General features: G+C 72.2%; 18 protein-coding genes and 1 tRNA gene. 7 read left to right on the forward strand and 12 right to left on the reverse strand.

Features of this window, described 5'->3' with window-relative positions; all coding sequences use genetic code 11:
- Window positions 1–17: 17 nt before the first annotated feature.
- Complete coding sequence (locus ACGFR9_RS30125; RefSeq protein ID WP_393214619.1) at window positions 18–767, reverse strand: cobalt-precorrin-6A reductase; 750 nt, start codon at window positions 765–767, stop codon at window positions 18–20.
- 122 nt (window positions 768–889) lie between these two features.
- Between ACGFR9_RS30125 and ACGFR9_RS30130 the strand changes: the two genes are divergently transcribed.
- On the forward strand, window positions 890–2,341 hold the full coding sequence (locus tag ACGFR9_RS30130) for a diacylglycerol/lipid kinase family protein (protein WP_393214710.1): 1,452 nt from the start codon (window positions 890–892) through the stop codon (window positions 2,339–2,341).
- Here ACGFR9_RS30130 and ACGFR9_RS30135 read toward each other — a convergent pair.
- The gene (locus ACGFR9_RS30135) at window positions 2,327–3,100 is read right to left on the reverse strand and encodes a sulfite exporter TauE/SafE family protein (protein ID WP_393214622.1); all 774 of its coding nucleotides are present in this window, start codon (window positions 3,098–3,100) and stop codon (window positions 2,327–2,329) included. The genes ACGFR9_RS30130 and ACGFR9_RS30135 overlap by 15 nt on opposite strands.
- A 75-nt stretch (window positions 3,101–3,175) precedes the next feature.
- Window positions 3,176–4,363 carry a thiolase family protein gene (locus ACGFR9_RS30140; RefSeq protein ID WP_393214625.1) on the reverse strand — a complete coding sequence of 396 codons (1,188 nt, stop codon included), beginning with the start codon at window positions 4,361–4,363 and terminating at the stop codon, window positions 3,176–3,178.
- Window positions 4,364–4,598: 235 nt separating this feature from the next.
- Between ACGFR9_RS30140 and ACGFR9_RS30145 the strand changes: the two genes are divergently transcribed.
- The 5 genes from ACGFR9_RS30145 to ACGFR9_RS30165 all read left to right on the forward strand — a co-directional run bounded on the left by ACGFR9_RS30145 (window position 4,599) and on the right by ACGFR9_RS30165 (window position 7,659).
- Window positions 4,599–5,081, forward strand: coding sequence for a Dps family protein (locus ACGFR9_RS30145; RefSeq protein WP_030225910.1), 483 nt, complete (start codon window positions 4,599–4,601; stop codon window positions 5,079–5,081).
- Between the two features lie 99 nt (window positions 5,082–5,180).
- Window positions 5,181–5,513: a DUF3140 domain-containing protein gene (locus tag ACGFR9_RS30150; protein WP_393214628.1), complete on the forward strand. Its 333-nt coding sequence runs from the start codon at window positions 5,181–5,183 to the stop codon at window positions 5,511–5,513.
- A 3-nt stretch (window positions 5,514–5,516) separates the two neighbouring features.
- A complete protein-coding gene (locus ACGFR9_RS30155) occupies window positions 5,517–6,173 on the forward strand; it encodes an endonuclease (RefSeq protein WP_393214631.1) in 657 nt (218 codons plus the stop codon).
- Window positions 6,174–6,290: 117 nt separating this feature from the next.
- Window positions 6,291–7,100, forward strand: coding sequence for an SAM-dependent methyltransferase (locus tag ACGFR9_RS30160; protein ID WP_393214634.1), 810 nt, complete (start codon window positions 6,291–6,293; stop codon window positions 7,098–7,100).
- Window positions 7,101–7,131: 31 nt separating this feature from the next.
- A complete protein-coding gene (locus ACGFR9_RS30165; RefSeq protein WP_030225899.1) occupies window positions 7,132–7,659 on the forward strand; it encodes an NUDIX hydrolase family protein in 528 nt (175 codons plus the stop codon).
- Window positions 7,660–7,670: 11 nt separating this feature from the next.
- On the opposite strand, the gene ACGFR9_RS30170 is transcribed toward ACGFR9_RS30165, so the two are convergent.
- The 9 genes from ACGFR9_RS30170 to ACGFR9_RS30210 form a co-directional block, all read right to left on the reverse strand.
- Window positions 7,671–8,852, reverse strand: coding sequence for an ABC transporter ATP-binding protein (locus ACGFR9_RS30170; protein ID WP_393214637.1), 1,182 nt, complete (start codon window positions 8,850–8,852; stop codon window positions 7,671–7,673).
- Window positions 8,853–8,877: 25 nt separating this feature from the next.
- The gene (locus ACGFR9_RS30175; protein WP_393214640.1) at window positions 8,878–9,711 is read right to left on the reverse strand and encodes a carbohydrate ABC transporter permease; all 834 of its coding nucleotides are present in this window, start codon (window positions 9,709–9,711) and stop codon (window positions 8,878–8,880) included.
- Window positions 9,711–10,631: a carbohydrate ABC transporter permease gene (locus ACGFR9_RS30180; RefSeq protein ID WP_393214713.1), complete on the reverse strand. Its 921-nt coding sequence runs from the start codon at window positions 10,629–10,631 to the stop codon at window positions 9,711–9,713. Before ACGFR9_RS30180 ends, ACGFR9_RS30175 begins: the two co-directional genes overlap by 1 nt.
- A gap of 5 nt (window positions 10,632–10,636) precedes the next feature.
- Complete coding sequence (locus ACGFR9_RS30185; RefSeq protein ID WP_393214642.1) at window positions 10,637–11,902, reverse strand: ABC transporter substrate-binding protein; 1,266 nt, start codon at window positions 11,900–11,902, stop codon at window positions 10,637–10,639.
- Between the two features lie 215 nt (window positions 11,903–12,117).
- Window positions 12,118–12,191: transfer RNA gene (locus ACGFR9_RS30190), tRNA-Pro, on the reverse strand.
- Window positions 12,192–12,302: 111 nt separating this feature from the next.
- Complete coding sequence (locus ACGFR9_RS30195) at window positions 12,303–12,677, reverse strand: MmcQ/YjbR family DNA-binding protein (protein WP_393214645.1); 375 nt, start codon at window positions 12,675–12,677, stop codon at window positions 12,303–12,305.
- A gap of 685 nt (window positions 12,678–13,362) precedes the next feature.
- Window positions 13,363–15,486, reverse strand: a complete 2,124-nt coding sequence (locus tag ACGFR9_RS30200; RefSeq protein WP_393214648.1) for a cellulose binding domain-containing protein — start codon at window positions 15,484–15,486, stop codon at window positions 13,363–13,365.
- 325 nt (window positions 15,487–15,811) lie between these two features.
- Window positions 15,812–17,293, reverse strand: a complete 1,482-nt coding sequence (locus tag ACGFR9_RS30205; protein WP_393214651.1) for a DHA2 family efflux MFS transporter permease subunit — start codon at window positions 17,291–17,293, stop codon at window positions 15,812–15,814.
- A gap of 790 nt (window positions 17,294–18,083) precedes the next feature.
- Window positions 18,084–19,190: a hypothetical protein gene (locus ACGFR9_RS30210; protein WP_393214654.1), complete on the reverse strand. Its 1,107-nt coding sequence runs from the start codon at window positions 19,188–19,190 to the stop codon at window positions 18,084–18,086.
- Between the two features lie 146 nt (window positions 19,191–19,336).
- Between ACGFR9_RS30210 and ACGFR9_RS30215 the strand changes: the two genes are divergently transcribed.
- The gene (locus ACGFR9_RS30215; RefSeq protein WP_393214657.1) at window positions 19,337–21,172 is read left to right on the forward strand and encodes a caspase domain-containing protein; all 1,836 of its coding nucleotides are present in this window, start codon (window positions 19,337–19,339) and stop codon (window positions 21,170–21,172) included.
- The last annotated feature ends 10 nt before the right edge of the window (window positions 21,173–21,182 follow it).

Here is a 21,182-nt window from a genome sequence, read left to right on the forward strand (position 1 = left end):
CACGGCCACCCGCCGGGTCACGGCCGGCCGAGGGCGTCCAGCCGGTGCAGGGCCGTCGGTACGTCGGGGACCGCCGTCACCCCGGCCGGCAGGGGCGGGCGGTGGACGACGACCACCGGGAGGGCGAGGTCGCGCGCCGCGGTGAGTTTCGCGGCGGTCGCCGTGCCGCCGCTGTCCTTCGTGACCAGGACGTCGATGTCGTGGTCGCGCAGGAGGGCGGTCTCGTCGGCCACGGTGAAGGGTCCGCGGGCCAGCAGGACGTGCGTGTGCGGGGGCATGGGCGGCATGGGGGGCTCCACCGAGCGTGTGACGAACCGCAGGTCCGTCAGGTGGGCGAAGGCCGCGAGGCCGAGGCGGCCGGTGGTGAGGAACACCCGGTGGCCGAGCTCGGGCAGCAGGCCGGCCGCCGCCGCCAGCGAGGGAACCGGGTGCCAGTGGTCGCCGGGGTCGGGCTGCCAGCCCGGCCGGCGCAGGACGACCAGCGGCACCCCGGTGACGGCCGCCGCGCGTGCCGCGTTCGCCGTGATGGCCGCCGCGAAGGGGTGCGTGGCGTCGACGACCGCGTCCACGCCCTGTGAGCGCAGCCAGTCCGCCAGTCCCTCCGCGCCGCCGAAACCGCCCATGCGGACCTCGCCGGCGAGCGCGCCCGGCCGGGTCACGCGTCCGGCGAGGGACGTCGTCACCCTGGTCGAGGGGCGGGCGGACAGCTCTCCGGCCAGTGCGCGCGCCTCGGTGGTGCCGCCGAGGACCAGGACGTGGGGGGACATGGCGCCGAGGGTACGAGGCCCGGGTGCCGCCCGGAGGCACCGGCCCGCCCGACGAAGATCGGCGTCCGGCCGCACACATGTCCGCACACCACCTACGATGACGCCGGGTGACGGGAGGAACCATGGCCGTGGACTGGAGTGGGCGGGGCTATCACGCCCAGCGATGGGCGGCGCGGGGAGCGCTGGCCGCCGCGGCGCTCGCGGTGGCGACTCCCCTCGTGTACGGCGGACTGCGTGGTCTGCTGCTGCTGGTGTGCGGGGTCGCGGGACTGGGGCTCAGCGCGGCCGCGGTGTGGTGGACGCTGACCCAGCGGGGCCCGCTGCGCTGGGTGTCCGCGCTGGTCGCCGTCTGTGTTCCGGCGGGTCTGATCGCCCTGTTCGCCGTGACGTTGTTCTGGGCGCTGCTGGTGTCCCTGACCCTGTGGGGGCTGGCCGTGTGGAGCGGCAGGTTCGCGTTGCGCGGACCGGGCGGCGGGCACACCGAGGTGCGGGAGCGGCGGCTGCCGCCGCCCCGGAAGCCCGTGCTGATCATGAATCCCCGGTCGGGCGGCGGCAAGGTGGGCCGGTTCCGGCTGCGGGAGAAGGCGGAGCGGCTGGGCGCCCGGGTGGTGCTGCTGGAACCCGGCGAGCAGCACGACGTCACCGCGCTGGCCCGCCGGGCCGTGGCGGACGGCGCGGATCTGCTGGGCGCGGCCGGCGGAGACGGCACCCAGGCACTGGTGGCGGCGGTGGCGGCCGAGCACGACATCCCGTTCCTGGTGATCAGCGCCGGTACGCGCAATCACTTCGCCCTGGACCTCGGCCTGGACCGCGGGAACCCGGCCGCCTGTCTCGACGCGCTCACGGACGGCGTCGAGCTCCGCGTCGACCTGGGCTTCGCGGGCGAGCAGCCGTTCGTGAACAACGCCTCTTTCGGCGCGTACGCGGCGATCGTGCAGAGCCCCGCCTACCGCGACGACAAGATCGGCACGAGTCTGGAGATGCTGCCCGGCCTGCTCACCGGGCGGGAGGGGCCCCGGCTGGTCGCGCGCGCCGGGGACACCACGCTCACCGCGCCGCAGGCCGTGCTGGTCAGCAACAATCCGTACCGCACCGGCGACCCCTTCGGCCTCGGCCGGCGGGAGCGGCTGGACGGCGCCGCGCTGGGCGTCCTCGGGGTGAGGCTGGAGGGCGCCATCAGTGCCGCCGCCCTGCTGCTGAACCCGGAGCCGAGCGGGCTGACCATCGTGACCGCAACCGAGGTGCACGTCGAGGCGGACCGGGCGGAGATCGAGGCCGGGGTCGACGGTGAGGCGATGGTGCTGCCCGCCCCGGTCCACTGCCGTATCGCCCCCGGCGTGCTGCGCGTCCGGGTCCCCCGCAGGCGGCCCGGCGTCACCCAGGCCCCGCCCCGGCTGGACTGGCGGCGGCTGCGCAAGCTGGCGGCGACGGTCGGCCGTACCGCCGCGCCCAGCCGGCTCCACCGGCCGTACCCGGCGCCGTACGAGCCGCAGCCGCCGGCCGTACCGCCCACGGACCCGGACGAGCCGGGCGGGCGGAGCGAGACGGCCGGGCCCCGCTCAGGGCACCAGTAGCTGTACGCCGCCCACCACGGTCGCCGCGATCACCAGCCGCTCGAACAGCCGCTGGTTGATCCGGTCCACCGCCCAGCGGCCGAGGAGCGCGCCGGGCACCACGAACAGCACGAGCGCCGCGTCCAGGAGCAGCGAGTCGGCGTCGATCAGGCCCAGGCCGGCGCTGAAGGGCAGCTTGGAGGTGTTGACGATGAGGAAGAAGAACGCCGAGGTGCCCAGGAAGCCGAGCTTCCGGAAGCCCGCGGAGAGCAGGTACATCGACATCACCGGGCCGCCGGCGTTGGCGACCATGGTGGTGAAGCCGCCGAGGACACCGTAGGAGCGGGCCTTGGCCCGGCCCGCCCGGGTGGTGACCCCGTCGGGCTCCCGGTCCGCGGCGGCGGTCCGCCGCCGCCACACCGTCACCCCGGCCATCAGCAGCAGGATCACGCCGATCGAGATCCGTACGAGCGCGTCGTCGGCCCACACCAGGAACAGGGTGCCGGCGACGACGCCCGCCGCGACCGCCGGGAACAGCCGCCACAGGGTGGGCCAGTGGGCGTGCCTGCGGTAGGTGAGGACGGCGAGGACGTCACCGGCGATCAGGATGGGCAGCAGGATGCCGGTGGAGGCCCTGGCGGGCAGCACCGCGGCGAAGATGGCGAGGCTGACCGTGTTGGCCCCGCTGACGGCGGTCTTGGAGAAGCCGACGAGCAGGGCCGCGAAGGCGAGCGCGGCGAACTCCCAGCCGTTGAGGTCCCAGGGTGTCATCATGTCCATTACGGGGACAGATGCTATGCGCAGGCAATCGGCTGTCGTAAGGAGCGTCTCGCCCTGTGACGCCCGGGGTGCCGGTCAGTGCCTCTCGACCAGCAGCGCGCTGCCCTGTCCCACGCCCACGCACATGGTCGCCAGGCCGCGTCCGGCGCCGGTGCGGCGCATGCGGTGCAGCAGGGTGGTGAGGATGCGGGCGCCGGAGCAGCCCAGCGGGTGGCCGAGCGCGATCGCGCCGCCGCTGGGGTTGACCAGCTCGGGGTCGATGCCGAGCTGGTCGACGCAGGCGAGAGCCTGGGCCGCGAACGCCTCGTTGAACTCGGCCTCCTGCAGGTCGGCGATGGTCCAGCCGGCGCGGGCCAGCACCTTGCGGGTGGCGGGGACGGGGCCGATGCCCATGACGTCCGGGTGGACGCCGGCGGAGGCGCCGGCGACATAGCGGCCGAGCGACTCCAGGCCCAGCTCGTTGAGCGCCTCCTCGCTGACGAGGATCAGGCCGGCGGCGCCGTCGTTCATCGGGGAGGCGTTGCCCGCGGTGACGGAACCGCCCGTGCGGAACACGGGCTTCAGCCGGGCCAGCTTCTCGATCGAGGTGTCCTCGCGGACGCACTCGTCCGTCTCGACGACCACGCCGTCCGGGCGGGTGACGGGGAGGAGTTCGTCGTCGAAGTGGCCGTTCTTGCGGGCCTCGGCGGCGCGCCGGTGGCTGCGCAGGGCGAACTCGTCCTGGCGTGCGCGCGGGACGTCGTACCGGGCGGCGACCTCCTCGGCGGTCTCGCCCATGGCCAGCAGTCCGTGGAGTTCCCTCATCGCGGGGTTGACCAGCCGCCAGCCGAGCCGGGTGTCGACGGTCTCGACGCGGTGCGGGAGGGCCTCGTCGGGGCGGGGCAGCACGAAGGGGGCGCGGCTCATCGACTCGGAGCCGCCGGCGATGACGATGTCGGCCTCGCCGGCCGCGATGGTGCGGGCGGCGGTGGTCACGGCCTCGAGGCCGGAGGCGCACAGCCGGTTGACGGTGGCGCCGGGGACGGACTCGGGCAGCCCGGCGAGCAGCGCGGCCATCCGGGCGACGTTGCGGTTGTCCTCGCCTGCCTGGTTCGCGGCGCCCCAGTAGACGTCGTCGACGCGTGCCGGGTCCAGCGCGGGCACGTCGGCGACCAGCCCGCGGATCACGGCGGCGGCGAGATCGTCGGGCCGTACGGTGGACAGGGCTCCGCGCAGTTTGCCGATGGGGGTGCGGCGGGCGGCCGCGAAGTGGACGGGACGCACGACAGGACTCCTGACCGATGCCGACGGCTGTGCTGCGGGGCGGCACGCATTAATTAGCACCGCTAGTTTTTGACTATAGACCGCGGGTGGTCCTCTGGGAAGATCCCGGCCGGCCGCCGCGGGGGTTTGTCCCGGACGGCCACGGGCACCCGCGCGTCGACGGAGTGGTCGCGCGGAGCGCCGGACGCCACCGCGCCGGACCACCCGACGACACGAGAAGGAGGAACGGCACCCCATGACCGTTGTGAGGAGCACCCTGCCCGACGAGGCCCGCCGGGTTTCCGGCGAGGCCCTCCAGGACACCCTGGTGGACCTGCTCGGGCTGTCACTGATCGCGAAGCAGGCGCACTGGAACGTCGTGGGCCCGCGGTTCCGTTCCGTCCACCTCCAGCTGGACGAGGTGGTCTCCACCGCGCGTACCCACGCCGACACGGTGGCGGAGCGGTCCTCCGCGCTCGGCGTGCCGCCGGACGGGCGTCCGGAGACCATCGCCAAGGTCTTCTCGCTGCCCGCCCCGAAGGAGGGCTGGCTACGCGACTCCCAGGCGGTGGAGGTGATGACGGAGGCGCTCGGCGCGGCCGTCACACGGCTGCGCGAACGCATCGACGCCACCGAGAAGGCGGACCTGGTCACCCAGGACCTGCTGATCTCGATCACCGCGGACCTGGAGAAGCAGCGCTGGATGTTCGAGGCGGAGAACCACCCGGGCGCGTCCTGAACCGCCCTGCGGGTCCTGAGACCCCGGGGCGGTCGCCGACCGCTCCGGGCGGTCCCGACCCGCTCCGGCCGCACAACACACGCACGTAAGGGGCACATGATGACCGACGCCCTCGAGATGGACGCGCTGTGGGACGAGTTCCACCGCGTGGTGAACATGACCTCGGCGGAGCTGGCCGCCTGGCTGCGGGTGAGCGAGGCCGGTGAGACGACGGAGCCGCTGCCCGACCGGGCCGGCGACGAGACGGGACAGCATGTCCTCGCCATCCTGCAGAAGCGCCGCACCGACCTCACCGACGACGATCTGCGGGTGATGGAGGAGGTCGTGGACGCCGTGACCGAGCAGACGGATATGGAGAACGAGCCCACGGCCGAGAACACCCCCCGCCGGCACCACCTGATGACCCTCGGCCACGACCCGCTCAGGGCGTGAGCCGTGGCCGGCCGGGACGAGCGGGTGGTGCGCGCCCTGGTCGGCGCGCACGGCACGACGTACGCGGAGGAGGCCGGGATCAGGCTGCGGGACACGCCTCAGCCGCTGTACCGGCTGCTGGTGCTGGCCCATCTGCTCAGCGCCCGGATCAGGGGATCGATCGCCGTGGCCTCCGCCCGCGCCCTGTACGAGGCGGGCCTGCGCGACTCCCGCCGTATGGCGCAGGCCACGTGGCAGGAACGGGTGGACGCGCTCGGCCGGGGCGGTTACCGCCGCTACGACGAGCGCACCGCCACACAACTGGGCGACGGCGCCCGGCTGCTGACCGAACGCTGGGGCGGTGATCTGCGCAGGCTCCGCAAGGAGGCGCACGGCGACGTGGGTGAACTGCGGCGCCTGCTGCGGGAGTTCCCCGGCATGGGACCGGCCGGTGCCGACATCTTCCTGCGCGAGGTCCAGCGTGTCTGGCCGGAGGCGGCGCCCGAGCTGGACGCCAAGGCCCTCCAGGGCGCCCGGCGGCTCGACCTGCCCGAGGACCGGGAGCGGCTCCTCGGCCTCGCGGGACGTACCGAACCGGCGGTCCTCGCGGCCGCGTTGGTCCGTGCGGCGATCGACAGGGACGTGGCCGAGGACTCGCTGGAACACGCCGGTGCCCGGTGACCCGCCGTCAACATGGGTTTCCCCCTCCCTCATTCGCGGGACAACGTGATCACCGCGGGGCACAATGGCCGTCGGTGGCCCGATACGGCCGCCACGGGTGAGGGAGAGGGAGAGACCGTGAGTGAGAGCCACACCCCGCCGAGCGGCTCGGCCAGAGTGAACACCGGTGTGGCGCACAACGCGCGCGTGTGGAACTACTGGATCGGCGGCAAGGACAACTACGAGGTCGACCAGCGGGTCGGCGAGCACGTCGCCTCGATCAACCCCGTCATCCGGGACATCGCCCGCGCCGACCGGGACTTCCTGGGCCGGGCGGTGACGTATCTGGCCGGTGAGCGCGGTGTGCGGCAGTTCCTCGACATCGGCACCGGCCTGCCGACGGCGGACAACACCCATGAGATCGCGCAGCGGATCGCGCCGGACTCACGGATCGTGTACGTGGACAACGACCCGATCGTGCTCGTCCACGCCCGCACCCTGCTCACCGGTACGCGCGAGGGCGCCACCGCCTACATCGACGCCGATGTGCACGACCCGGACGCCATCCTGGAGCGCGCCGCCGGCACCCTGGACGTCACCCGGCCCATCGCGGTCATGATGCTGGGCATCCTGAACTTCGTGCTCGACACCGCCAAGGCGCGGGAGATAGTCCGCAGCATCATGGCGAAGGTGCCCTCGGGCAGCTTCCTGGTGCTCACCCACCCCACGTTCGACACCGAGGTCGGCGGCGAACTGCAGGTCCCGGCCATGGAGTTCTGGAACGCCAACGCCACTCCCCCGATCACCGCCCGCAGCGCCGCGGACGTCACCGCCTTCTTCGACGGTCTCGATCTGATCGAGCCCGGTCTGGTGTCCTGTTCGCGCTGGCATGCCACGTCCGACGCCCCCGCGGTGCCGCAGTACGGCGCGGTGGCCGTGAAGCCCTGAACGCTGAAAGTATGATCAAGCAATGTCTGACATGACCGAAACCACGCCGGGCTGGCTGTCCTCCGACGATCTGGAGATGGCACGCGCCCAGATGCCGATCCTGTACGTCGAGGCCGTGCCCGTGCGTGTCGACGACAGCGGTGAAGTCACCAGCGTCGGGCTGCTGCTGCGCATAGGGCCCGACGGGACGGTCAGCCGGACCCTGGTCTCCGGCAGGGTGCTGCACCACGAGCGGGTCCGTGACGCCCTGCTGCGCCATCTGGAGAAGGACCTCGGCCCGGTGGCGCTGCCCCGCGTCCCGGCGTCGCTGCAGCCGTTCACGGTCGCGGAGTACTTCCCCACGCACGGCGTCACCCCGTTCCACGATCCGCGTCAGCACGCGGTGTCGCTCGCGTACATCGTGCCGGTGACGGGCGACTGCCGGCCCCGGCAGGACGCCCTCGACCTGGTGTGGTTCAGCCCGCGGGAGGCCTTGTCGCAGGCGGTGCAGAGCGAGATGCCGGGCGGTCACGGGGTGCTGCTGAAGCAGGCGCTGGCGCACGCCGGCTGTGTGGTCTGAGCGACCGCCCCTCAGTGTTTCTCCGGGTGGGTGAGGTTGCTCCCGGTCGACGGGTCGAAGACATGGGCCTTGCCCATGTCGACCCGGAGTTCGACGGGCGCGCCCTCACGGGCCCGGGTGGCGGCGTTCAGCCGGGCCACGATCTGCTGGCCTCCCCCGGCCCCGGTGTCGCGTACACCGGAGTCCGTGGCGAGTTCCTCCAGTTCGGCCGTCGTCACCGGGCCGCCCTCCGCGCTGAAGTAGACGTACGCGTCGGAGCCCAGCGACTCCAGCACGTCCACGGTGGCGGTGACGACGGGGCCGCCGGTCCCGTGCGCCAGGCTCGCGTCCTCGAAGGCCTCGGGTCGCAGCCCGACGATGACCTCGCGGGGCGCGTCGCGCTCCTCGAGCTCCCGGATCGTACGGTCGTCGAGGGGCAGGTCGCCGAGCGGGGTGCGCAGGGCTCCGCCCGACAGGGAGGCGTGGAGGAAGTTCATCGCCGGTGAGCCGATGAAGCCCGCCACGAACAGGTTGCGCGGCATCTCGTAGAGCTGGGCGGGAGTGCCGACCTGCTGCACCAGGCCCTGCCGCATCACCACGACCCGGTCTCCGAGGGTCATCGCCTCGGTCTGGTCGTGGGTGACGTACACGGTGGTGGTGCCCAGGCGGCGTTGCAGCCGGGAGATCTGGGTGCGCATCTGCACCCGGAGTTTGGCGTCGAGGTTGGACAGCGGCTCGTCCATGAGGAACGCCTCGGGGTCACGGACGATCGCCCGCCCCATGGCGACCCGCTGGCGCTGGCCGCCGGAGAGGTTGGCGGGCTTGCGGTCCAGGAACTCGCCGAGGTCGAGCACCCGGGCGGCCTCCTCCACCTTGCTGTCGATGACCGCCTGGTCGACCTTCGCCAGCCGCAGCGGGAACCCCATGTTCTCCCGCACGCTCATGTGCGGGTACAGGGCGTAGCTCTGGAACACCATGGCGACGTCGCGCTCCTTGGGGGCGAGGTCGTTGACGACCCGGCCGCCGATGCGCAGGGTGCCCTCGGTGATGTCCTCCAGCCCGGCGATCATGTTCAGGGTGGTGGACTTGCCGCAGCCGGAGGGTCCGACCAGGATCACGAACTCGCCGTCGGCGATGTCGAGGTCGACGTCCCGTACGGCGAGGGATCCGTCGGGATAGCGCTTGGTGACTCCCTCTAGGACGATCTCGGCCATGGGTGGCGCCTCCTTGCCTTCGGGCTCATCCCTTGACCGCCCCGGAGGTCAGTCCGGCGACGATCCGCCGCTGGAAGAGCAGGACGAAGATGATGATCGGGATGGTGATCACCACGGCCGCGGCGGCGATCGACCCGGTGGGCTGCTGGAACTGCGAGCTGCCGGTGAAGAACGCGATCGCGGCGGGGACCGTGCGCGCGGACTCGGTGGAGGTCAGCGAGATCGCGAACAGGAAGTCGTTCCAGCAGAAGATGAATACGAGGATGGCGGTGGTGAACACGCCGGGCGCGGCCAGCGGCACGATGACCAGCCGGAAGGCCTGCGCCGGAGTGGCCCCGTCGACCTTGGCGGCCTTCTCCAGGTCCCAGGGGATCTCCCGGAAGAACGCCGACAGGGTGTAGATCGCCAGCGGCAGCGAGAACGTCATGTACGGGATGATCAGCCCGGTCCAGGTGTCGAAGATCCCGATGATCCGCTCGATCTCGAACAGCGGGGACACCAGGGAGATCGGCGGGAACATGGCGATGAGCAGCGACATGCCGATGAGGAGCCGCTTCCCGGGGAACCGCAGCCGGGCCACCGCGTAGGCGGCCATGGTGCCGAGGACCACCGCGATCACGGTGGCGATCAGGGCGATGCCGATCGAGTTGATCAGCGCGCGGGTGAACTCGGAGGTCTCGAAGATGCCCCGGTAGTTCTCCCAGGTCCAGTCGCGGGGGATGTAGTTGCCGTCGGTGAGGGTGCCGGGGTCCTTGAACGACAGGGCGGCGATCCACCACACCGGGAACAGGGCGTACAGCACCACCACGACGTTGACGACGCCCCAGCGGGTGGCGTGGGACCTGCCGACGGCGGCCATCAGCGCTTCACCTCCGCGCCCGGTGCCGCGGCGCCGAACAGTCTGACGAAGGTGAAGGCGATGATCCCGACACAGAGGAAGATCAGGACCGAGATCGCCGACCCGATGCCCAGGTTCAGCGCGGTGAACAGGTTGTCGTAGCCGAGGATCGACAGGGAGCCGGTGCCCTGCGCGCCCGAGGTGAGCACATAGATGTTGTCGAAGATCCGGAAGGCGTCGAGGGTGCGGAAGAGGAGGGCGACCAGGATGGCCGGTTTCATCAGCGGCAGCATGACCTTGGTGAACCGCTGCCAGGGAGTGGCGCCGTCGACCATGGCCGCCTTCAGCGTCTCCTCGGGGACGAGGGCGAGGCCGGCCAGCAGGAGCAGCGCCATGAACGGGGTGGTCTTCCACACCTCGGCGAGGACGATCAGCCACAGCGCGGGCCACTGCTCGGTGAGCGGGGCGTCGCCGCTGGGCAACAGGTCCGCGAGGTAACCGAGTTCGGGTGTCCAGGCGTACTGCCAGGAGAAGGCGGCGACGACGGTGACGATGCCGTACGGGACGAGGACCGCGGTGCGTACGGTGCCTCGGGCGAAGAGCGTTCGGTGCATCACCAGGGCGAGGCCCATGCCGAGGACGAGTTCGATGGCCACGGACACGGCGGTGAGGAACACGGTGACCCAGAAGGCGTCCCACCAGAACGGGGAGGTCAGTACCGACCCGTAGTTGCTCAGGCCCACGAACTCGGCCCGGTCGGGGAAGCGCAGGTCGTAGCGCTGCAGGGAGAGGTAGATCGCGTAGCCGATGGGGTAGGCGGTCACGGCGGCCATGACGAGGACGGCGGGTGCGCACAGCAGCAGGCCGAGCCGGCGTTCCTGCCGGGCGCCGGCGGAGAGCTCCTTCCGGCTCCGCGATTTCTCCTTGGCGGGTTCCGCCATGGTGCTCACGGGATCACACCCTCGGATCGCAGGGCCTGGTCGATCTGTTCCCGGATGGTGCCGACCGCGCTCCTCGGATCGATTCCGGAGGGCGGGGACAGGGCGTGGGAGACGGCGATCGACACGTTCTGGTAGGCGGGGGTAAGCGGCCGTACGCTCGCGGTCTCCAGGGCGGCCAGCACCTCCTGGGAGAAGGGGTACGCCTTCTTGAAGGCGGGTTCGTCGTAGAGGGCGCGCAGGGTGGGCGGGAGTCCGCCGTCGAGCGCGGCGGTGAGCTGGTTCTCCCGGTCACGCAGGCACAGGGCGGCCTCGAAGGCGAGGTCGGGGTGGCGGGAGTAGGCGCTCACGGCGAGGTCGATTCCGCCGATGGTGGGGCGGGCGGGCCGGCCGGCGTCGACGCGCGGGTACGGCGCCCAGCGGAAGTTCTTGAACAGCGCCGGGTTGTTCGCCTTCATCGACGGATAGACGAACGGGTAGTTGAGCTCGAAGGCGGCCGTGCCGGACTCCATGGCGAGGCGGTTCTGGTCCTCCATCTGGTTGGGCAGGGAGGGGTCGGCGGCCGGGGAGTTCGCGAGTTCCCGCATGACCGTGGCGGCCTGCACGGCGGGCGGGCCGAGGGAGGGCTCGGTGGCGCTCGGGTTGAGGATGGTGCCGCCCGCGCTGTTGATGAGCGAGTTGAACCAGACCGTGAGGCCCTCGTACTGGGCGCCCTGGATCTCCACGTAGTGCGGTTCGCCCCGCCGGGCGAGATCGCGGGACATGTCGAGCATCTCGGACCAGGTGGCGGGCGGGGTGGGCACCAGGTCCGAGCGGTACCACAGGAGCTGGGTGTTGGTGTTGTACGGGACGGCGTACAGCCTGCCCTTCCAGGTGGCGGTCTGCAGGGGGACGCGGAGGGTGCCCTCGGTGGCCCGGCGCTCGACCTCGCCGGTCCATTCGCGGATCCAGCGGGCCTCGGCGAACTCGGCGGCCCAGGTGACGTCGAGGCCCAGGATGTCGAGGGAGTCGTCCTCGGCGGCTAGCCTGCGCACCATCTGCTGGCGCTGGCCGTCGGCCGCGCGGGGCAGTTTCTGGTAGCTGATGCGGTAGCGGCCGCCGGACGCCCGGCTGCAGCGGTCGGCGGCCTGCTGCAGGGCACCGGAGTCGTCGGGGAAGTTGTACCAGTTCAGGGTGGGCCGGGAGGTGTCCTCGTCGCCGCCGCAGGCGGCGAGCGCGGAGGCCAGCAGGGTCAGCGCGACCAGCACACGCGTCCGTCGCACCACGCGCTCCACACCTCGCTTCCGGGACAGCGGCGCGGGCGCGCGGAAACCCCGCGGCGGCGCCTACCCGGCGAAGACTAAACAGGGCGAAGTGCTACATCAAGGACATCCGACGGCGACTCGCCCCTGGCGGTCGGTGTGCCGGGGCCGGTTCGCCCGGCGGGAGACATGACGAAGAGGCCGTCCCGGGTATCCCCGATACGGCCTCCGACCTGCGATGCCACAAGTCGGGACGACAGGATTTGAACCTGCGACCCCTTGACCCCCAGTCAAGTGCGCTACCAAGCTGCGCCACGTCCCGTTGCCCGTCTGACCTGGGGATTCCCCCGGCTGAACGCGCACGGAAACCATACCGCACTCCGGGCGGTGATCGCGCACGCGTTTACGGCCGGGGGCTCGTCCCGGGCCGCCGTCAGGCCGGTGCCGTCCGGCCGGCGGGCGGCAGCCCCAGCCGGGGGTGTGCCTCGATGAGCCGGGGCGGCGCCGCCTGGCGCCAGGAGTCGGCGAGGATGTCGCGCAGTTCGCCCTCGTCCTCCAGGGCCGAGAGCCGGACCCTGACCCAGGCGAACTGTGCCTCGTGGCCGGCGATCCAGAACTTCTCCGGTTCGGCGAGGGCCAGTTCGTCGCGCTCCTCCTTGGGGCAGCGCACCGCGATGGAGGTCTCGTCCTCGGGCAGGGTGGCGAACATCTTTCCCGCGACCCGGAACGTGGGCATGCTCCAGGCGACCTTCTCCGTGGTGTCCGGCAGGGACAGGGCGATCCGTCGTACGTCTTCTGCATCCGGCATGACAGGCACGCTAGCGGCCGCCACTGACATGCGTCCGCCGGCGGCCGCTCCCGGTCATCTGCCCACTCTGGCGAGGTTGTACAGCCGTCTCAGATGCTTGGCGACGGGGCAGTGGGCGCCGTCCGCCACACATTGGCGGCAGGCGCGCAGATGGTGCTCGTAGTCCTGGCGTGCCTGTTCGAGACGGTCGGGTGACGGCTGCATTCGGCTTCCTGACGGTCGGCCGGGGCGCGCCGGATCACGGGCGCCCGCGGGGGATGGATCACCCCAGGTGGTTGCCTGAGGCGCACACATCAATCGTGATCTCGTTACTCGCAGTACGGCAAACCGAGACAACGGGTTGGCCCGTGCACATCAGGACGGGGGGAGCAGGGAGAGCGTTGTCGACGACAGCGAGCGGGAGTTGCCCGCGACGGCCCTGACCGGACCGATCGAGGCACGGGCCGGGCCCACCGACCCCCGGCGCGACCGCCCCGGTGTACCGGGGAGGCACCCAGGCCCACGGCGAACCGCCGCGCGGGCACGCCGGTTGGTGTGGCATCCACGGTCCCTCGGGGCCGGTCCCGGCGCGGTGGTGGCGGTGTCGGTGCCGCGCTCGGCGGAGGTGATCGTGGCGCTGCTCGCCGTACGGAAGGCGGGGGCGGCCGGTCGTGCCGGCCGCCCCCCTTTCTTCGACCGCGCGGTGTCAGCCGCCCGAGCAGACCGTGCCGTTGAGGCGGAAGACCGTCGGGTCCGGGTTGGGGCCGTCGTTGGCGCCGACGAAGCCGAACGAGGCCGTGGAGCCGCCGTCCGGGGCCAGCGGGCCGGCACCGTCGGGGGCGGTCACGCGGACATGCCTGCCGGTCTGGTGGAATCCGGCGTTCCAGCCGGAGGACACCGACTGGCCCCCGGTCGGCCACTCCCAGTCCATGGTCCAGCCGGTGAGGGGGGTGTCCGAGAGGTTCCGGACGGTGACCGTGGCCACGAAGCCGTTGCCCCAGCTCGTGTCGCGGTGGTACGACACCGCGCAGCGGGCGTCCGGCGGGGTGCCGGTGGTGAAGGTCAGCGGGGTGGACGGCGCGGAGAGCCGGCCCGCGGCGTCGGCCGCCAGCACGTTGACGGTATGGGTGCTGCCCGGGGGCAGGTTGCGCAGGGTCACGGAGGTGCCGGTGCTCTCGCCCACGGCGTAGGTGTGGACACCTTCACGCTCCTGGACCAGATAGCGGGCGGCGCCCGCCGCGCCCGGCCAGGAGAGCCGGGCGGTGGTGTCGGTCATCGCTTCCAGCACCGGAGTGCCCGGGGCCTCGGCGCCGGATGCGCCGGGGCCGGTTCCGGGCTCGGGGGTGAGGGTGACGGTGAGCATCCCGTACGGCGGCACGGTGGCCCGGGAGGCCGACACCGTACCGTCGGTGACATCGGTGATGTCGCTGTCGCCGCGCGCGTATCGGCCGGCCTCGGGTGTCGCGGCGGACGGGGTGAAGCCGTCGTAGGCGAGGTCGACGGTGCGGGCGGCGTCCGGGTTCTTGTTGATGAGCAGGACGCTCAGCCGGCCGTCGCGACGGTGCACGGCGTGTACGGAGACGTCCTGCGCGGAGGACTCGGCGGCGACCAGCGTGTCCCCCGCGGTGCCCAGTTCACTGGTCATCTTCATGCCGTAGTACGGGTGGAACGGAGTGTTGGGCGCCGGCTCGCAGACGTCGCCGGTACAGACGCCGCTGGAGAGCATCCCCATGTCGCCGTAGTCGGTCTCGCCGTCGACGGTGGTGATCTGTCCCGCGCCGTTGTGGGTGTTCCACCAGTCGACGGTGAAGACACCGTTCTCCAGTGCGGTCATGAAGGCGTCGGCGGCGAACAGCCCGTTGGGGCGGGCGGTCAGCATGGCACCGCCCGTGTTGGTGTTGATCTCGGTGAGTGCGATGCCGATGCGCGGCGAATCGGCACCGGCGTACCGGTCCAACTGGTTGCGCACCTCACGCAGTTCGCCGGGAAGGCGGGTCAGCCTGGCCATGGCGTCCTCGGCGGTGGTGTCGGCGCCGCCCGCGTACCAGTGGACGCTCACGAAGTCGATGACGTCGGTGACTTCGGAGAGCACGGTGTGGTTCCAGTCGCCCGGATCGCCTTCGCCCACGATGCCGTCCGGCCACTCGCCCGGCGTGGTGAGGACCGCGCCGATCTTCACGGCCGGGTCGACGGCCTTCATCGCCTCGGCGTAGGCGCGGACCTGACGGGCGTACTCCCGGGGGCTCTTGTCCGCGTGCTCGTCGTGCTCCCAGCCGCTGCCGTAGTGGCCGTTGCCGTAGATCTCGTTGCCGATCTCCCAGTACTCGGCGTCGTAGTCCTTGGTGACGTTGGCGTACCGGACCCAGCCGGCCGCCTCCTCGGGCGTGCCGGAACCGTAGTTGGCGATCAGGATCGGCTGGGCGCCGGTGGCGCGGACGGTGCCCATGAAGGCGTCGAAGCCGGTACCGGGGGCGACGTAACCGCCGGGCGCGGTGTGGGTCTCCCAGTGGTAGATGTCCGCGTAGGAACCGCCCGGATAGCGCATCGCCCCGACGTCGGCCGCCTTCATCAGGCCGACGACCTCGGGATCGTTCATGTGGGAGTCCCAGATGGCCGTGTTGACGCCGCGTGCCGTGTCGGACATACGGCCCAGCGACGCCCGCGTGTTGACGCGGACCTCGGCGTCCGCCGCGGGGACGTCGGGCTCGGCGGCCGACGCGGCACCGGCGGCGTCCAGCGGGAGCAGCAGGGTGAGCGCTGCGGCCACGGCGGCGGCGGCGCGTACGGTGGCGCTGCCGGCCGGGCGGCCGGATCTCTGCGGTAAGGACATGGGGGGGTCCTCCCTCGGGGTCCGGCGGGCGGCAGTTGCCGGGGACGTGCGGCCGGACAGGCGGAGTGCCGGCGCGACGGCAGGACGTTCCGCGCCTGTGGCACAGGGACGGTGCGTGGTTGCGGTGCGGTCGTGCACGGCGGCGCGCGGCCGGTGTCGCCGGTGGGAGCGCTCCCATGATGGGAGTGGTGTGACGTGCTGTCAACAGAGGGGACCCGCGTCCGTGACCGGTTTCCCCCGGTACACGGATCGGCCGGTGCCGCGTGCCGCCGAGGTCATCGCCTCGACGGCACGCGGCGCCGGCCGGCGTCCGCGTTTCCCGGACTCAGTGTCCGGCCAGCACGGTGGGGTCCGTCGCCTTGACCTTCTTGCGGGGCAGCAGCGCCGCCGGGACGAGACACACGGCGACCAGAATGGTCGCGACCAGGAACACCGAGGCGAACGCGTCACCCATCTCGGAGCGCACCTCGACGGGCGAGGTCGCGGTGATGTCCTTGAGGCCGTTGGTGAGGAGCACCGAGAACAGGGCGGTGCCGATCGAGGCCGCCACCTGCTGGACGATGTTCATCAGGGTCGATCCGCGGGCGACCGTGTGGTCCTTCAGGGTGGCCAGCGCCGACGCCATGATCGGCATCATCGTGGCACCCATGCCGAGGCCCATCACGAACAGCGCGGCGACGATGTAGGTGTAGGACGTGTCCGCGCTGAGCTGCGTGAACATCCCCATGCCGACGGTGATCACCACGATGCCGGTCAGCACGATCTTGCCGGGACCGATGCGGTCGGCGAGTATTCCGGCGATCGGCATGGTGATCATCGCGCCGATGCCCTGCGGGGCGAGAAGCACTCCGGAGTCGAGCGCCGACTCCCCGCGCACCTGCTGGAAGTAGAGCGGGAAAAGCAGACTGGCGCCGAAGAACGCCATCGCGAACAGCGACATCGCGATCACCGCGATGCTCAGGTCCCGGTTGAGGAACAGCCGCAGGTCGATCAGCGGATGGATGTTGTGCCGCCGCAGCGCCCACGGGACGAACGCGGCGAGGAGAACCAGGCCGATGGCCGCGGGTATCAGGACCTTGCCCGCCCAGACGGTACCGGCCTCCGGAATGGACGAGACGCCGTACAGGAAGGTCGCCAGGCCCGGCGACAGCATCAGCATGCCCGGCCAGTCGAAGGTCTCGGACGGCTCCACGCGGTCCTTGGGCAGCACGACCGCGGCGTAGATCAGGGCGATCAGACCGATCGGCAGGTTGATCAGGAAGATCCAGTGCCAGGAGGCGACGTCGATCAGCCAGCCGCCCAGAATGGGGCCGAAGATCGGGCCGAGCAGCATGGGGATACCGAGTACGGCCATGACCCGGCCGACCCGCTCGGGGCCGGCCGCGCGCGTCAGGATGGTCATGCCGAGCGGCATCAGCATGCCGCCGCCCAGGCCCTGGAGCACTCGGAACGCGACCAGCATCTCGAGGGAGTCGGCGGCCGCGCACAGCGCGGAACCGGCCGCGAACAGAACGATCGCCAGCAGATAGAGCCGTTTGGTCCCGAACCTGTCGGCGGCCCAGCCGGTGAGCGGGATGACGCTCGCCAACGCCAGCGTGTAGCCGGTCATCGTCCAGGCCACCTGGGCCGAGGTCGCGTCGAATTCCTTCTGGAACGTCTGCAGCCCGACCGAGACGACCGTGATGTCGAGGATCGACATGATCCCGCCGAGCACGATCACCCCGGCGACGAGGAGGACCTTGCTGTCCAGCTTGTCCCGAGGTTTGTCCTCGGGAGGGCTGTGCTCAATCCGTTGCGACGCGGTCATTACTCAACCTTTCGAAAAAAGATGAAAATTCTACCCTGGGCGAGAGCGTCAGTATGGCGGACGCCGCGGCGCCTCCCGGTGTGGGCCCGGCCACTGCGCACGGCCGCAGCTCACGGCGCCAACGGCCGTCCCCCCTCGCGTTGTTCGCCCACAGGCCGGCGACGGCTGTGGCGCAGCACAATGCCTGCGCGGGTCTCCAGTCGCCGCACTATGGTGCCTCACCACATGGGTGTGTCACCTGCGTATTTTTTTGCGGCGGGTGCTGCGGGCCCGGTCGTCGCCGGGTGACCGGGTGCAGGGGGGTTCATCCGGTCGTCGCCGGGTGACCGGGTGCAGGGGGTTCATCCGGCCGGAGCCGCGGGTCGGGGCCGCGTTCGGCGACCCGGCGCGGGCGGGCGGCCTGCGGGCCGGAGCCCGGCCGTCGCATCGGCCCCCATGGCACCCGGGGTACCGGAGGAGACGTTCTCCGGCATGCGCGGGCGGCCCGCCGCCGCGGATGTGCCGTCACACGCCGACCAGGTGGGCCGGCCCCCGCCACAGACACCCCGCCGCCCACCCAACCGGTGGATACGCCCCGACCCGCACGAACCACACGCCCCAAACACCCCGTCACACGCCGACCAGGTGGGCCGGCCCCGCCACAGACACCCCGCCGCCCACCCAACCGGTGGATACGCCCCGACCCGCACGAACCACACGCCCCAAACACCCCGTCACACGCCGAGCAGGTAGGCGGCCACCCGCCACAGACGCCCTGTCGCGCACCGGACCGGTGGGCGGGCCCCGTCGGTCAGGGGCGCAGGACCACGCCGTACCGGGTGCGCAGCCGGTGGATCTCCCACCAGGCCACCGCCGTTACGGTGGCCGGGCCGCCGAGCAGGGCGCACAGCTGGATCACCGGCGGTCCGGGCGGAGGCCCGCCCGCGATCAGGCCGATGACCGCGAACTCCCAGACGAGCACGCCGGTGAGCAGCGCGGGCAGGGCGGCGTGCACCTCCGCGGTGTTGAAGGCGCTGCGGACGGCGGGCCCGGTGGCGAACAGCACGAACAGCAGCACCCAGACCATCGGGACGAACGCCGCGAAGGAGAGCAGGGGCACCAGGAAGATCCGTGTCGCGCCGGCGGACGTCCCGTCCGTGAGCGCGAAGGCCGTCCAGCCGCCCAGCCCGGCGAGCACCGGTACCAGGCCGAACGCCCCGAAGTACCACAGTGCCGACCGCCCGGCGGCGCGCAGCCGCTGCCGCATGACCGTGCGCGCGTGCGGCGGCGCCCAGCGCAGCAGCACCGCCACCACCACCGGCGCGCTGAGCAGCAGCAGCCAGGGCGTGATCACCAGGCGCAGCCAGTACTGCTCCTGGGCCTGGGTCATGTCCTCCGGCTTGCCGTAGGCGATCAGGATGAGGAGGGACATGACGGCGGCGGTCCAGGCACGCGCCCTCTGTACCCGTGCCACCTCCGGGTCCTCGAGACGGCGGTGGCCACGCGCGGGGAAGAGCCGCCGCGCCCGGCTGCGGGCCGAACGGGCCAGCGCGTACCACCCGAGCAGGGGCAGGGTCAGCCCCCACAGACACGGCAACAGCAGCAGGGCCCACACACAGCCGTGGACGCGCTGCCGCCCGCCGCGCAGCACCTCGCCGAGGGTCGGCCACTCGTCGTCGCGCATCCGCCGCCACAGGGAGGTGTGCGGCGGACGCGGACCGTATGGGCCGTACGGGCCGTACGGATCGGGCTGCGGCGGGACGTACGGAACCCCCGGCGGTGTCCCCGGCGGTGCTACGTACGGGTTGCCGCTCGGCGCGGGCGGTGTCGTGTACGGGTTGCCGCTCGACGGCGGCTGGTAGGGGTTGCCGTACGGTGCCCCCGGCGGCTGGTACGGGTTGTGTCCCCCGAAACTCACGCTGCTGTCCTTCCCGGAGTTGTCGATGTTGCTCCGGCCAAGTCAACTGCTCCGCGGCCGACTGGTCATGGGAATACGCCAAGAAGCCCCGCATCCGCCCCGGATCCGCCCCGCGCGTGCCCGGCGGCCCCTGAAAGGATCACCGCATGCGGACCTTGAACGCCCTGTTCGTGGGCATCGACGACTACCCCGGGGCACCGCTGCGGGGGTGCGTGAACGACGTGCGGGAGGCGGAGGCATGGCTGCGGCGGCAGGGCCATGTCGCCTCCGACATCCGGCGGTTGCACGACGGCGACGCCACCCTGGCCGCCGTGCGGGCCGGCATCGAGCAGCATCTCGGACGCAGCGGGCCGGGCGACACCGCGCTGCTGTGGTTCAGCGGTCACGGCACCGAGGAGCCCACCGACGCGCCGTGGGAGGGCACCGGCCGGTCGCAGGCGCTGGTGTGCCACGACAGTCTCGGCGACGGCCGCCCGCCGCTGTGGGACACCGAACTCGGCGCTCTGCTGGACGGTATCGCCGCGCGCGGGGCACATGTGGTGGCCGTGCTCGACTGCTGCCACTCGGGCGGCGCCACCCGGACCGGTGCGACCGTGCGTGCCGTGCCCTGGCGCCCCTGGTGGTCGCGGACGGCGCCCGGGGGACGGGACGGCGGGAGCCAGGGGCCGCTGCCGCGCCGGCACACCCTGCTCGCCGCCTGCCGGCCGCAGGAGCGCGCCCACGAGAACGTCCTCGACGGGCAGACGCGCGGCTACTTCAGTCATGCGCTGCTGGAGGCGCTCGGCAAGCTGGGCCCCTCGGCCACGTACGGCGGCCTGCACGCGCTCGCCGGGGAACGCGTGCGCCGGCTCACCTCCCTGCAGCACCCCGAGCTGCGCGGCGGCGAGGACCGGCTCTTCCTGTCCGGCGACCGGGTGCCGGGCTCCCCCTTCCTGCTGCGGCACACGGCGGCGGGCTGGGAGGTCGACTGCGGTGCGGCACACGGCCTGCGCGCGGCGGGCGCGGAGTTCACGCTGCTCGACGGCGACGGCACCCCGAGGACGGTCGTCGTGCGGGAGGTCCGGACGGAGTCGGCTCTGGTGGACCCGGTGGGCTGGCGTCCACAACCCGGCGACCGGGACGCGGTGTTCGGGGTGACGCCGTCGGCGCTGGCTTTCCCGCCGGCGGCCGTGACGCTCACGGGCGACCCCGGCGTCGTACGCCTGATCGAGGCGGCCGTCGCCGGCGCGCCCATGCTGTCGACGGCCGCGACCGCCACCGGCAGCGTGCCCCTGCGGGTGGACGCGGGCCCGGGCCTGGCGCGGGTGTCGGGCGGGGCCGGCCGGGAACTGCCGCCGCTGCCGGTGCGCTCTCCCGCCGACGCGGACCGCGTCATCGACTGCCTGACGCATCTCGCGCGCTGGCAGCAGCTGCGCGACCTCGTCAATCCTGACCCCTGGCTGTCGTCCCTCGTGCGGATCACGGTGGAGTCCACGGAGGTCGGCTCGGTGCGGCACTCCGCCGACGGGGAGATCATCTGCTCCTACACCGCCGACCGCCGGCCACCGCAGGTGATGGTGGGCGTCCACAACGACTCCGACCGTCCCCTGTGGTGCGTCCTGCTCGATCTGACCGACAGCCACGCCTCCTCCGTGGGCCTGTACGACGGCGACTTCGTCGGCGCGGGACACACGGGCCGGGCCCGGCGCGGTCAGCCGGTGTGGCTGTATCTCCCGCCGGGGCGTGCGGTGGTGCCGGGGGCGTTCACCCGGGACTGGCTGAAGGTGATCGTGGCGGAGACCGAGCTCAACACCGCGCCGTTCGTCCTGGATCCGTGGTCCCCCGTCTCCTCGGCCCCGCGGACCGGCGGCGCGCCGGGGACCGCCGCCGACGGTCTGCTGAGGCTGACCGCGCCGCCGGGCGGCCGGGACGCGGGCGGCCCTCCGCAGGGCCCGGGCCGCTGGGGCACGGCCCAGGTTCGTCTACGGACCGAGGTGCCCTGAGCCGGCCCCG

This window comes from Streptomyces sp. NPDC048584, assembly GCF_043199595.1.
Classification (GTDB): domain Bacteria; phylum Actinomycetota; class Actinomycetes; order Streptomycetales; family Streptomycetaceae; genus Streptomyces; species Streptomyces edwardsiae.

Excerpts from the sequence above, each read along its gene's own strand:
- ACGFR9_RS30150 (WP_393214628.1), top strand. The coding sequence starts at position 5,181 with ATGACCGACGCCCTCGAGATGGACGCGCTGTGGGACGAGTTCCACCGC.
- ACGFR9_RS30205 (WP_393214651.1), bottom strand. The coding sequence starts at position 17,293 with ATGACCGCGTCGCAACGGATTGAGCACAGCCCTCCCGAGGACAAACCT.
- ACGFR9_RS30135 (WP_393214622.1), bottom strand. The coding sequence starts at position 3,100 with ATGGACATGATGACACCCTGGGACCTCAACGGCTGGGAGTTCGCCGCG.
- ACGFR9_RS30200 (WP_393214648.1), bottom strand. The coding sequence starts at position 15,486 with ATGTCCTTACCGCAGAGATCCGGCCGCCCGGCCGGCAGCGCCACCGTA.
- ACGFR9_RS30170 (WP_393214637.1), bottom strand. The coding sequence starts at position 8,852 with ATGGCCGAGATCGTCCTAGAGGGAGTCACCAAGCGCTATCCCGACGGA.
- ACGFR9_RS30195 (WP_393214645.1), bottom strand. The coding sequence starts at position 12,677 with ATGCCGGATGCAGAAGACGTACGACGGATCGCCCTGTCCCTGCCGGAC.
- ACGFR9_RS30175 (WP_393214640.1), bottom strand. The coding sequence starts at position 9,711 with ATGGCCGCCGTCGGCAGGTCCCACGCCACCCGCTGGGGCGTCGTCAAC.
- ACGFR9_RS30180 (WP_393214713.1), bottom strand. The coding sequence starts at position 10,631 with ATGGCGGAACCCGCCAAGGAGAAATCGCGGAGCCGGAAGGAGCTCTCC.
- ACGFR9_RS30165 (WP_030225899.1), top strand. The coding sequence starts at position 7,132 with ATGACCGAAACCACGCCGGGCTGGCTGTCCTCCGACGATCTGGAGATG.
- ACGFR9_RS30145 (WP_030225910.1), top strand. The coding sequence starts at position 4,599 with ATGACCGTTGTGAGGAGCACCCTGCCCGACGAGGCCCGCCGGGTTTCC.
- ACGFR9_RS30130 (WP_393214710.1), top strand. The coding sequence starts at position 890 with ATGGCCGTGGACTGGAGTGGGCGGGGCTATCACGCCCAGCGATGGGCG.
- ACGFR9_RS30125 (WP_393214619.1), bottom strand. The coding sequence starts at position 767 with ATGTCCCCCCACGTCCTGGTCCTCGGCGGCACCACCGAGGCGCGCGCA.
- ACGFR9_RS30215 (WP_393214657.1), top strand. The coding sequence starts at position 19,337 with ATGCGGACCTTGAACGCCCTGTTCGTGGGCATCGACGACTACCCCGGG.